At 37.1% G+C, this 12790-nt stretch carries 12 protein-coding genes; 7 read left to right on the top strand and 5 right to left on the bottom strand.

Features of this window, described 5'->3' with window-relative positions; all coding sequences use genetic code 11:
• Nucleotides 1-8: 8 nt before the first annotated feature.
• Entirely contained in the window at nucleotides 9-323 is a 315-nt protein-coding gene (locus tag ACFFHT_RS03730) for a helix-turn-helix transcriptional regulator (RefSeq protein WP_382373593.1), read from the bottom strand.
• A 308-nt stretch (nucleotides 324-631) separates the two neighbouring features.
• Between ACFFHT_RS03730 and nagE the strand changes: the two genes are divergently transcribed.
• Complete coding sequence (gene nagE, locus ACFFHT_RS03725; protein WP_382373591.1) at nucleotides 632-2104, top strand: N-acetylglucosamine-specific PTS transporter subunit IIBC; 1473 nt, start codon at nucleotides 632-634, stop codon at nucleotides 2102-2104.
• A gap of 53 nt (nucleotides 2105-2157) precedes the next feature.
• Here the strand turns inward: nagE and ACFFHT_RS03720 are convergent, their stop codons facing one another.
• The 4 genes from ACFFHT_RS03720 to mutS form a co-directional block, all read right to left on the bottom strand.
• Nucleotides 2158-3315 carry an iron-containing alcohol dehydrogenase gene (locus ACFFHT_RS03720; protein WP_382373589.1) on the bottom strand — a complete coding sequence of 386 codons (1158 nt, stop codon included), beginning with the start codon at nucleotides 3313-3315 and terminating at the stop codon, nucleotides 2158-2160.
• A gap of 75 nt (nucleotides 3316-3390) precedes the next feature.
• A complete protein-coding gene (locus ACFFHT_RS03715; RefSeq protein ID WP_382373587.1) occupies nucleotides 3391-3780 on the bottom strand; it encodes a RidA family protein in 390 nt (129 codons plus the stop codon).
• 42 nt (nucleotides 3781-3822) lie between these two features.
• Entirely contained in the window at nucleotides 3823-4824 is a 1002-nt protein-coding gene (gene argF, locus ACFFHT_RS03710; RefSeq protein ID WP_382373585.1) for an ornithine carbamoyltransferase, read from the bottom strand.
• A 24-nt stretch (nucleotides 4825-4848) separates the two neighbouring features.
• On the bottom strand, nucleotides 4849-7431 hold the full coding sequence (mutS, locus tag ACFFHT_RS03705; RefSeq protein WP_382373583.1) for a DNA mismatch repair protein MutS: 2583 nt from the start codon (nucleotides 7429-7431) through the stop codon (nucleotides 4849-4851).
• Between the two features lie 245 nt (nucleotides 7432-7676).
• Between mutS and recA the strand changes: the two genes are divergently transcribed.
• From recA to yjjG, 6 genes are all read left to right on the top strand, one after another.
• Nucleotides 7677-8732: a recombinase RecA gene (gene recA, locus ACFFHT_RS03700; protein ID WP_382373658.1), complete on the top strand. Its 1056-nt coding sequence runs from the start codon at nucleotides 7677-7679 to the stop codon at nucleotides 8730-8732.
• A gap of 172 nt (nucleotides 8733-8904) precedes the next feature.
• Entirely contained in the window at nucleotides 8905-9351 is a 447-nt protein-coding gene (gene recX, locus ACFFHT_RS03695) for a recombination regulator RecX (protein WP_382373581.1), read from the top strand.
• Between the two features lie 272 nt (nucleotides 9352-9623).
• The gene (djlA, locus tag ACFFHT_RS03690; protein WP_382373579.1) at nucleotides 9624-10496 is read left to right on the top strand and encodes a co-chaperone DjlA; all 873 of its coding nucleotides are present in this window, start codon (nucleotides 9624-9626) and stop codon (nucleotides 10494-10496) included.
• Nucleotides 10496-11107, top strand: a complete 612-nt coding sequence (locus tag ACFFHT_RS03685; protein ID WP_382373577.1) for a DUF2238 domain-containing protein — start codon at nucleotides 10496-10498, stop codon at nucleotides 11105-11107. The genes djlA and ACFFHT_RS03685 overlap by 1 nt, the downstream gene beginning before the upstream one ends.
• The gene (gene dusC / locus ACFFHT_RS03680) at nucleotides 11098-12042 is read left to right on the top strand and encodes a tRNA dihydrouridine(16) synthase DusC (protein WP_382373575.1); all 945 of its coding nucleotides are present in this window, start codon (nucleotides 11098-11100) and stop codon (nucleotides 12040-12042) included. Before ACFFHT_RS03685 ends, dusC begins: the two co-directional genes overlap by 10 nt.
• Nucleotides 12032-12709, top strand: a complete 678-nt coding sequence (gene yjjG / locus ACFFHT_RS03675) for a pyrimidine 5'-nucleotidase (RefSeq protein WP_382373573.1) — start codon at nucleotides 12032-12034, stop codon at nucleotides 12707-12709. Before dusC ends, yjjG begins: the two co-directional genes overlap by 11 nt.
• The last annotated feature ends 81 nt before the right edge of the window (nucleotides 12710-12790 follow it).

The following is a 12790-nucleotide window of genomic DNA, read 5'->3' as shown; positions in this document are numbered from 1 at the left end:
ATTTTTCATTAAAATCTATCCGTTCGTTTATCCTGACGCATCTGCCATTCTCTCGGCGACATCTGAAAATACTCTCGGAACGCCTTGTAAAAATTGCTGCTGTTGCTATAACCCAGTAAGTCTGCGATTTCACTAACTGGTAATGTTGAACCTTGCAACAAAGCCACTGCTCGCTGTATTCGTTGCTCTAGCACAATTCCCGAAAATGTTTTATTTAACGTTTTTGCCAGTAGGTTGGAAATATAGTTGGGGTGATAGTGAAACTGTTTGGATAAATTTTTCAACGATACATTATCAATATGAGAATCAATATATTGCACCATATTTTCGACAGGGGACTGCTCCTGTTTTTTCGAGACTGATAATGTGATTTCTTAAATTTTGTTGCTGTTAAAAAATCGATACTTTTGAGACATTGTGAAAGACTAGAATCGCTTAGTTACAAATTTTTTATAGGGAAAGCAAATATTTATAATGAAGTATCACTTCATTTTTTAAAAAATTTTAAAGTGATCATTATCACAAATATTGTAATCTTTGTTTTACTTATACTTTTCCTCTTTCTATACTACCTATCGGTTAATAAATCTTAGTTTCCCTTCTATCAAACACAACAAGTAAGGATTTTATTATGAGTACTCTCTCTTATTTACAAAAAATAGGGCGTGCCTTGATGGTGCCAGTTGCGGCACTACCAGCAGCAGCTATTTTAATGGGTATTGGTTATTGGATTGACCCAGATGGTTGGGGTAGTAACAGTGCCTTAGCATCATTACTAATTAAATCTGGTGCTGCGATTATTGATAATATGTCATTGCTCTTTGCAGTTGGTGTGGCATTTGGTCTTTCTAAAGACAAACATGGTTCTGCAGCATTATCTGGTTTAGTGGGTTATTTAGTGGTAACGACTTTACTTTCACCAGGAGCAGTAGCTCAATTAAAAGGTATTCCAGTTGATCAAGTCCCTGCGGCATTTGGCAAAATTAATAACCAATTTATTGGTATTTTAGTGGGAATTATTTCTGCCGAACTGTATAACCGTTTCTCTAAAGTAGAATTGCACCAAGCATTGGCATTCTTTAGTGGTAAACGTTTAGTGCCAATTGTCGTTTCTTTTGTGATGATTTTAGTCTCATTTATTCTCCTTTATGTATGGCCAGTGATTTTCAATGGTTTAGTAAGTTTTGGGGAGTCCATTCAAGGTTTAGGTGCTGTTGGAGCAGGTATTTACGCTTTCTTTAACCGTTTATTAATTCCAGTTGGCTTACATCATGCACTCAACTCAGTATTCTGGTTTGACGTGGCGGGTATTAATGATATTCCTAACTTCTTAGGTGGAGCGAAATCTTTAGCAGAAGGTAAGGCTATCTTAGGTCAAACTGGTATGTATCAAGCAGGCTTCTTCCCAATTATGATGTTTGGTTTACCAGCTGCAGCATTAGCGATTTACCATAGTGCAAAACCAGCGAAGAAAGCGATGGTTGGTTCGATTATGTTTGCTGCTGCATTATCCTCTTTCTTCACTGGGGTAACTGAACCATTAGAATTCTCCTTTATGTTTGTTGCACCAGTACTTTATCTCATTCATGCCTTGTTAACAGGGGTATCTGTATTCCTTGCAGCAAGCCTACATTGGATTGCAGGTTTTGGATTTAGTGCAGGGCTAGTTGACCTTGTATTATCTTCACGCAACCCATTAGCAACCCAATGGTATATGTTAATTCTTCAAGGTATTGTATTTGCAGGTATTTACTATGTGTTATTCCGTGCTGTTATCAAAGCCTTTGATTTAAAAACACCAGGACGTGATAATGAAAAAGATGATGCAACAGTTTCAACTTCAAGCGAACCGCAAATTAGTGCAGAGGCTAAAGTTGCTCGTGCGAAGAGCTTTGTTGCAGCCTTAGGTGGACAAGCAAATATTAAAGAAATTGATGCTTGTATTACTCGCTTACGTTTAATTCTCGTTGATCGTAATAAGATTGATGAAAATAAATTGAAAGCATTAGGTTCAAAAGGCAATATCAAATTAGGTGACAATGCATTACAAGTGATTCTTGGACCAGAAGCTGAAATGGTTGCCGATGAGATGAAAAAACTTTAATAATTGATGAATATGATCAGATAAGCCCCATTATTATGGGGCTTAATTTTGCCTTAAAGTGCTAAACGTAAAATTTCTTCTGCTGCAGCATTATCGATATTTTTGTGTTCACCGATATTTTCACTACGATGTTCAGCAAGTTTCTTCAATACCGTTGGGAATTGGCTATCATCAATACCATAAGCAGATAGGCGAGTTGGCGTACCCATTTGTTCAAAGAATGCACGGGTTTTTTCAATCGCAATTTTTACGCCTTCAGTTTCATCACTACCTTGATAACCCCAAACACGTTGAGCAAATTGGATTAATTTTGCTTTTTTGAATTCACGTTGATGCCACATAATCGCAGGTACAACAATCGCTAAGGTTTGCCCATGATCTAAGCCATATTGTGCAGTAAGTTCATGTCCGATAGCGTGCGATGCCCAGTCTTGTGGTACGCCAACGCCTAAAATACCATTCAATGCCATTGTTGCTGCCCACATAATATTAGCTCGCACATCATAATTTTCTGGTTCTACTAAGGCTTTTGGGCCTTCTTCAATTAATGTTGAGAAAACGCCTTCTGCAAAGCGATCCTGAATTTTCGCATTAACAGGATAAGTCATATATTGTTCAAAAGTATGTACGAACGCATCAACAACACCATTTGCTGTTTGTTTTGCTGGTAATGAATACGTTGTTGTTGGATCGAGAACGGAAAATTGTGGTTTAACGAGCAGTGAGAAGAAACCAAGTTTATCTTGCGTTTCTTTACGACTAACCACTGCGTTGCCGTTCATTTCTGATCCAGTTGCAGGTAAAGTTAAAATTGCCCCGATTGGTAATGCACTTTTTATCACTTGCCCGTGGCTTTTTACAATTTCCCATTCATCACCAATGTGATTAATGGCTGCTGCAATAAATTTCGTACCGTCTAAGACAGAACCGCCACCGACAGCCAGTAAGAAAGTAACTTTTTCTTTGCGAGCTAATTCCACAGCTTGCATCAAGGTATTGAATTGTGGGTTAGGTTCAATGCCAGAAAACTCTATAATTTCAAAATCTTTTAAGGCAGTAATAACCTGATCATACACACCATTTTTCTTGATACTTCCCCCACCATAAGTCATTAAAATTTTTGCCCCAGTAGGGATTTGTTGTTTGATAGCGGCAATTTGACCTTTACCAAATAACACTTTTGTTGGTAGATGAAGAGTAAAATTTTCCATAAAGACACTCCTTTTTTGATAATAAAAAATGCTTTCCAAACAGCGGAAAGCATCGAAAACTGTTCGTTATAAAAATTATTTTCTTACTGCAATTGCTTCAATCTCAATGCCGACATCTTTTGGTAAACGAGCCACTTCTACGCAAGAACGAGCAGGAAATGTTGGATGATTGTTCTCTTTGAAGAAACGTTCATATTCCGCATTTACCGTTGCGAATTGATTAAGATCTTTAACAAATACAGTTGTTTTAACAATATCTGCTACTTTTAAACCAGCTTGTTCTACAATCGCTTTGATATTTTCTAAGGATTGGCGAGTTTGCACCACAATATCACTTGGAATTTCACCTGTTGCTGGATTAACTGGGATTTGTCCAGAAGTAAGCACTAAATTTCCTAAATCGACAGCTTGAACATAAGGTCCGATTGCGGCCGGTGCTTTTTCTGTATGAATAATTTTAGTCATAGTTATTCCTTTTTTAGATTGAAAAATAGTTATGTTATGAATTTAAGCCAAGGTGGCAACCATCACCGCTTTGATGGTGTGCATACGATTTTCTGCTTCGTCAAAAACAATAGAGGCTGGTGATTCAAATACCTCATCTGTAACCTCTAATCCTTTTAAGCCATATTTAGCGGCAATTTCCTTACCAACGGTGGTGTGTTCATCGTGGAAAGATGGCAAACAGTGCATAAATTTCACATTTGGATTACCTGTTAATGCCATTAACTCAGTATTGACTTGATAAGGTTTCATTAGCTCGATACGTTCCGCCCAAGCACTTTCTGGTTCACCCATTGAAACCCAAATATCGGTATAAATAAAATCTACATCTTTCACGCCAGCCGCAATATCTTCGGTGCAGGTAATTTTTGCCCCTGTCTGTTTGGCAATATCAGCGACCTCATCTAATAATTTTTGTTCTGGGAAGAATTGTTTTGGCGCGACTAAACGTAAATCTAAGCCCATTAATGCGGCACCTTCAACAAAAGAGTTCCCCATATTGTTGCGGGCATCACCTAAGTAAGCCATTTTCATTTGATCTAAGCGCTTGCCTTTACCATGCTCCAACATAGTTAAAAAGTCAGCTAAAATTTGTGTTGGATGGAATTCATCAGTTAACCCATTCCATACTGGTACACCAGAGTATTGAGCTAGCGTTTCGACCAGCTCTTGTCCATAACCACGATATTGAATCGCATCATACATTCTGCCTAAGACACGAGCGGTATCTTTCATACTCTCTTTATGCCCAATTTGTGAACCACTTGGTCCAATATATGAAACATTTGCACCTTGATCAAAAGCACTGACTTCAAATGCACAACGAGTACGAGTTGAGGTTTTTTCAAAAATTAAGGCAATATTTTTCCCTTTTAAGCGAGGTTGTTCTGTGCCAGCATATTTGGCTTTTTTTAGTTCAGCGGATAAATCAAGCAAAAACTGAATTTCTTGCGGGGTAAAATCTAATAAGCGTAAGAAATGACGTTGGCGTAAATTTACTGGCATAAGAACTCCCTATGTATTTGTTATTTATGATTGCTGTATTTGTTTTAACTGATATAACGCAGCAAGAGCTTGTTTTGGCGTTAAGTCATCAGGATCTAAACTAGCCAATTTTTGCAGAATGGCGTTTGTTCGTAAATCTGTTTCTGGTTCAGATGAAAAATCCAATTCTGGTTGTTGATTGGTTTGTGAATATTGCTGCGATAAGGTTTCTAGTTGTTTCAGTTTTTGTTTAGCTAGCTGGATAACTGGGCGAGGAACGCCAGCTAATTGTGCTACTGCTAAACCATAACTTTTGCTTGCTGCACCATCTTGAACGGCGTGCATAAATGCAATCGTATCACCATGTTCTTTGGCGTCAAGATGAATATTCATACAGCCTGATAATTGTGCTGGCAGTGCAGTTAATTCAAAATAATGGGTGGCAAATAGCGTTAATGAACCTAATTCTGTTGCTAGCCATTCAGCACAAGCCCAAGCTAAGGATAGCCCATCGTAAGTTGATGTGCCTCGTCCAATTTCATCAATTAATACTAAACTATTGGCAGTTGCCTGATGCAGAATATTTGCCATTTCACTCATTTCGACCATAAAGGTAGAACGTCCTGAAGCTAAGTCATCAGATGCACCAATACGGGTGAAAATACGGTCGATAGGACCAATTACAGCAGAATCAGCAGGAACAAAACTGCCGATATAGGCCATTAAGGTAATTAACGCCGTTTGGCGCATATAAGTGCTTTTACCACCCATATTTGGCCCAGTAATAATCAATAAATGGCGTTGTTGGTTGAGTTGTAATGGGTTAGCGATAAAAGGTTGCTGCAATACGGTTTCCACCACAGGATGACGACCGCCTTGAATATTAATCTCGATTTTATGACTAAAAGTTGGTGCAACATAATTTAAGGTTTCGGCACGTTCAGCAAGGTTCGCTAATACATCTAATTCCGCTAAGGCTAAACTGGTTTGTTGTAAATCGGCTAGATGAGGCAATAGTATTTCGAATAACTCTTCATAAAGCTGTTTTTCTAAAGCAAGTGCTGCACCTTGTGCTTTTAAGACTTTATCTTCATGATTTTTTAATTCTGGAATGATAAAACGTTCTGCATTTTTTAACGTTTGGCGACGAGTATAATGTGCAGGCGCTTTATCCGCTTGACCTCGACTGATTTGAATGTAGTAACCATGTACAGCATTAAAACCGATTTTTAGTGAATCAATGCCTGTTGCTTGGCGTTCTCTTGCCTCAAGATTTTCAAGAAATTGTGTCGCACCAGTTGCTAAATCTCGCCATTCATCTAATTCTGCATTATAACCAGGGGCAATCACACCGCCATCACGAATCAGCAATGGTGGTATTTCAATAATAGCTCGATTAAGTAGTTGGTATAATTCCGTAAAATCTTTTATTTGCGATAGTAATAAAGCAAATTGTCCCTGGTTTTGTTGTTTTAGTAGAGCAATGATTTCGGGAATTTGTGCTAAGCCATGACGTAATCGCGTTAGATCGCGTGGTCTAGCTGAACGCAATGCGACTCGCGCAAGAATCCGTTCCATATCACCAAGTTGTTGGAGTAAGGGCTTAAGTTCACTATATACATCAGTATCTAATAATCGCTTAACCGCATTTTGGCGTTTTAATAATTTTTCACTTTGGCGTAAAGGCTGATGAATCCAACGTTTTAATAAACGACTTCCCATTGGTGTATTACAGTGATCAAGAATCGCAGCGAGTGTGTTTTCAGTACCGCCAGATAAATTTTGTGTGAGTTCTAAATTACGTCGAGAGGCGACATCAATAATAATGAAATCACTTTCTTGTGCTAATGAAATCGAATTGATATGTGGCAAAGCAGTTCGCTGAGTTTCTTTTGCATATTGCAACAAGCAACCAGCAGCACAAAGTGCGACTAATGCTTTTTCTACACCAAAGCCTTTTAGATCTTGAGTACCAAATTGTTTATTAAGAAGTTTTATTGCAGTAACTAATTCAAATTCCCAAACTGGACGGCGGCGTAAGCCTTTGTGTTGTTCAATTAACGACATAAAGGCGAAATCTTCAGGGTATAAAATTTCTACTGGCAATAAACGTTGTAATTCGGCAGTAATACTGGTTTCATCATGATGTTCGCTGATTTGAAAACGACCAGAACTCATATCTAATGTGGCTAGTGCAAAAGTTTTCTTTTCATAATAGATACAAGCAATTAAGTTATCTTGGCGTTCTGGTAATAATGCTTCATCGCTGACGGTACCAGGAGTAACGATACGGACGATTTGTCTTTCAACAGGGCCTTTTGTAGTAGCAGGATCGCCAATTTGTTCACAAATGGCAACGGATTCCCCTAATTGCACAAGTTTTGCTAAATAGCCTTCAACTGCATGATAAGGCACGCCTGCCATTGGAATAGGTTCACCAGCAGAACGACCACGTTTAGTCAGAGATATATCTAATAATGCAGAAGCACGTTTAGCATCTTCAAAAAATAATTCATAAAAATCCCCCATACGATAAAACAGCAAAATATTTGGATATTCTGCTTTTATTTGGAGATATTGCTGCATCATTGGGGTATAAGAAGAGAGATCGCTATCTTGAGTTATCATAATGTATCCTTGCTTGAGTGCGACCGATAGTATAAAAGATGATGATAGAAATCGAAAGTTACCAAGAGGAGGATTAACTAAATTAGTTGTAGATTATTAAATCTTGATCTGAATTTGGAAACGAGATCGCAAAATTTTATCTATGCAGAATAAAGTACTTGATACTGTATAATTATACAGTATAATAGCCACCGATAATTCCCCTATAAATCATAACAAAGGCAATGAAAATGAAAGATTTTGGAATGAATGAAGAAAAAGAGAAAGCATTGGCTGCAGCATTAGGTCAAATTGAAAAACAATTTGGTAAAGGTTCTATTATGCGTCTTGGTGATACACAGACGCTAGATGTTGAAGCAATTTCAACAGGTTCTTTAGGATTAGATGTCGCATTGGGAATCGGTGGTTTACCAATGGGACGTATTGTGGAGATTTTTGGGCCAGAGTCTTCAGGTAAAACAACATTAACCTTATCGGTCATTGCTCAAGCACAAAAACAAGGTAAGACTTGTGCATTTATTGATGCAGAACACGCATTAGATCCAATTTATGCTTCTAAATTAGGTGTAGATGTTCAGTCATTATTGGTGTCACAACCAGATCATGGTGAGCAAGCATTAGAAATTTGTGATGCGTTGGTGCGTTCTGGTGCAGTAGATGTGATTATTATTGACTCTGTTGCAGCATTAACGCCAAAAGCAGAAATTGAAGGTGATATGGGTGATTCTCATATGGGATTACAAGCCCGTTTGATGTCACAGGCATTGCGTAAATTGACAGGACATATTAAATCAGCAAACTGTTTAGTTGTTTTCATTAACCAAATTCGTATGAAGATTGGAGTAATGTTTGGAAATCCAGAAACAACAACAGGTGGTAATGCATTAAAATTCTATGCGTCTGTACGTTTAGATATTCGCCGTACTGGTTCAATTACGGATGGTGATGAGGTTATTGGTAGTGAAACCCGTGTGAAGGTTGTTAAAAATAAAGTTGCTGCACCTTTCAGACAAGCAGAATTCCAAATTCTTTATGGCGAAGGAATTTCAAAAACGGGTGAATTAATTGAGTTAGGTGTGAAACATAAATTAGTGAATAAATCTGGAGCATGGTACTCAATTAATGATGAAAAAATTGGTCAAGGTCGTACAAATGCAATGAAATGGTTAGCAGAACATCCAGAAGTTGCAAACGAGTTAGAGCGTAAATTGCGTGAAGAACTCTTATCCAATCCAGATCAGTTATTAGTGGCTGATGAAACAGATACACAAGATGATGATGCACTAGATTTTAGTGAATAAACATCTAAGTGATATAGGTCGGGTTCAAAAAATCCGACCTATATTTTTATAAGATCGATGTAAATAAAATGTCGGTCTAGTTCTTAAATCCATTATCAATCTAATTAAGAATTTTTTGCTCACAATAGATTAAAGATAATAAACCTTATTCAAGTTAATACATTTTTAAATTATGAATAATAATCTTGCACTTGCTTATGTTCTTAAACTTCTTGCTATTCGTGATTACAGTGAATATGAATTACGTTGTAAGCTGCAAGCAAAAGCATTTTCAGAACAAGAAATTGAAGATGTGATTGCAACGTGCCAAGCAAAAAATTGGCAGAGTGATTTACGTTTTTGTGAACATTTTCTTTTATCTCGTGTACAAAAAGGTTATGGCTTACAGCGAATTAAGCAAGAAATGCAGCAAAAGGGGATTCAAAATGACATCTTGCAGCATACGCTTGCACAAAATGAGATTGATTGGTTTGCATTGGCAAGACAGACACTAAGTAAGAAATTTCCACATTATGCAGCGGAAAAAGATCTGAAAAATAAGCAAAAAATGTGGCGTTATTTATATTCTCGAGGTTTTTCACAAGAAGAAATTTCAGCACTATTTAAGGAATACGATTAAGTGCGGTAAATGTTTTATTGCGACAAGGACAATTAGTTCTTAGAAAAGACGAAATGTTGTCCGTTAATTGCTGTGAATATAGTAAGGTTTCAAGAAAATTACACCCACTATAAAAGTTCTAATTTTCTTCTATTACACTTAATTTTTATTTATTTTTCGGATAGTGTAGCTTCATATCATGAAAATCTGAGAGGTAGCTCCATTCCACGTACATTGATTGTGGAGTAGAATAATTGACTTCTTGACCTAGCAAAAATGCAAAAAGGAAAAGTATGAATTTTATTGGAAAATTAATTGGTGTCATTGTTGGTTTTAAATTTGGTGGATTTTTTGGTGCAATTTTTGGTTGCATTTTAGGGCATCTTGCCGACAAAAAATTATATGAATTAGGTAATGTAGGTTCTTCATTATTTGGTCATCGGGTATCACGCCAATCATTATTTATGCAAACTACTTTTGCAGTGATGGGGCATTTAAGTAAATCCAAAGGACGTGTTACGGCAGAGGATATTGATCTTGCTAATTCGATTATGGATCGTATGCAGCTTAGTGTTGATCAGCGTAAACAGGCACAAGAGGCGTTTACTCGAGGGAAAGCAGCGGATTTCCCTATTCGTCAAGCGATTAAAGAGTTTCGTATTGGTTGTGGTGGCCGTAGTGATTTATTGCGAATGTTCCTTGAAATTCAAATTCAAGTTGCATTAAGCGATCAAGAGTTACATCCAAATGAAAAAGAGATTCTATTTATTGTGGCAGAGGAATTAGGCTACTCATCATTCCAATTTGAGCAAATGTTAGCAATGATTTATGCCGCACGCCAATTCTCACAAGGTGGAGGCTTTCACTACCAGTATCAACAATATCAACAACAAGGTTATCAACAACATTCTGGTGGTTATCAGGGGGCAAGACAAAATTCATCTGGACCAACATTGGAAGATGCTTATCGTGTATTAGGTGTCTCTGCAAGTGATGAGCGTGAGGTAGTAAAACGTGCTTATCGTAAATTAATGAATGAACATCATCCAGATAAATTAGTTGCTAAAGGATTACCTGAGGAGATGATGGAAATAGCGAAAGAAAAAGCACAACAAATTCAAGCAGCATATGATTTGATCTGTAAAGTGAAAGGTTGGAAAAAATAATGAAATTGTCATCCATTTCACCAATAGTATTAGCAATATTTATCATTGGATTGATGATTTGGTTATTTATTGAACCTTATTCACAAGATGTTTGGATTGCAGAGATGATACCTGTCATTGCTGTATTCGTGATATTGATCTTAACTTATCCTAAATTCCAATTTAGTGTATTTGCATATATTTTGATGAGTGGTTGGCTAATTATGCATACGATTGGGGCACACTATACTTTTGAACGTGTTCCTTTTGTATGGGGAAGTGAATTATTATCTGGTTGGTTAGGTGAAGGACGAAACCATTTTGACCGTGTAGCCCATTGCATCATTGGTTTTTATAGTTTCCCTATTGCTGAATTACTGGTTCGAAAAGGTTGGGCAAATGTGATTACCGCAGGCTTATTTGGTCTGTTTTCTATTATGAGCGTAGCTGCTGCTTATGAAATTATTGAGTGGCAATACGCAGTACAAGAAGGTGGTGAAGCAGGGATTGCTTTTTTAGGATCACAAGGTGATGTTTGGGATGCACAAAAAGATATGTTGGCAGATACATTAGGTGCTATTACGGCATTGATTTTATTTTATTGTTATAGACCAGATAAAAAATGCGTATAATTCTTGCTCCAATGCAGGGCGTACTTGATCCTTTTATGCGCCAACTATTAACAACGTTTAATACATATGATTTTTGTGTTTCAGAATTTGTTCGTGTTGTTAATCAATGCTTACCCAAAAAAGTTTATTATCGACTTTGTCCAGAATTACATCAACAAGGTTATACCGATAGTGGTACGCCAGTTCGTGTTCAGTTATTAGGACAATCCCCAGAATGGTTAGCAGAAAATGCGAATCTAGCGATTGAGTTAGGTTCGCATGGTATTGATTTAAATTGTGGGTGTCCGTCTAAAACTGTTAATGGGAGTTGTGGTGGAGCAAGTCTGTTAAAACAACCCGAGTTGATTTATCAGGCAACTAAAGCAATTCGTGATGCGATTGGAGTAGATGAAACGTTAAGTGTTAAAATTCGACTTGGTTGGAATGAGAAAACTTTTGCTTTGGAGATTGCCGATGCAGTGCAACAAGGTGGAGCAGATGAAATTTCAGTGCATGGGCGAACTAAAATGGAAGGTTATCGTGCTGATCGAATTGATTGGGAAAAAATTGGTGAAATTCGCCAATTTTTATCAATACCAGTGATTGCTAATGGCGAAATTTTTAGTTGGCGAGATGCACAAACGTGTTTAGCAATAACGGGGTGTGAAGATTTGATGGTTGCACGAGGTGCATTACAAATTCCAAATTTAAGTAATGTCATTAAGTACCAAGAAGAACCTATTGCTTGGTCCACGATTATTGCGATATTGGCGGATTATAGTCGAGTCGAAAACCAATGGGATAGTGGTTTTTATCATTTGGCAAGAATCAAGCAGTGGTTAAGATTTTTACTCAAATATTATGCTGAGGCCGAAGTATTATTTGAAAAAATAAAAGGTTGTACTACAACCGAAGCGTTACAAATGATGTTGGATAGAGAGAAAAATGAAATATAACTGGATTTTATTTGATGCGGATGAAACATTATTCTCATTTGACTCTTTTGCAGGGTTAAAGCAATTATTTGCCAATTATAATGTCGATTTTACCCAAGAGGATTTTATTCAATATCAACAAGTAAATAAACCATTATGGGTAGCATACCAAGATGGCAAGATTGATGCGAAAACATTGCAGGAAAGCCGTTTTTCTGAATGGGGTAAAAAGTTATCTGTTAAACCAGCAGAGTTAAATCATGGTTTTTTATTATCTATGGCAGAAGTATGTCGCCCATTAGATGGTGTAGTTGATTTATTACAACAACTTAAAGATAGAGCTAAATTGGCGATTATTACTAACGGATTTACCGCAATGCAGCAATTACGTTTACATAAAACTGGACTAAAAGACTATTTTGAATTTGTGGTGGTATCTGAAGAAATTGGCGTATCAAAACCGAATCCACAATTTTTTCATCACGCATTAGAACTTGCTAGTCCGCAAGATAGTAAACAGGTGTTAGTCGTTGGTGATACCTTAGAATCTGATATTTTAGGTGGAAATAATGTAGGTCTAGATACTTGTTGGTTAGACCATGGTAGGGAAAACCTCACTGCGATAAAACCTACTTATCAAATTACTAAAATTGCTGATTTATTACCAGTTATCACTCAAGAGTCGTAAAGATTTCTTTACGCTGTCTTTATTTCTATACAAGCACACGGTATGATAGCGCAGTGTCAACAATAGGGCAGCCCCTAAGTT

Origin of the sequence: Gallibacterium melopsittaci (assembly GCF_042433085.1) — a bacterium.
GTDB lineage: Bacteria > Pseudomonadota > Gammaproteobacteria > Enterobacterales > Pasteurellaceae > Gallibacterium > Gallibacterium melopsittaci.
This window is presented reverse-complemented; position numbering and strand designations above follow the sequence as displayed.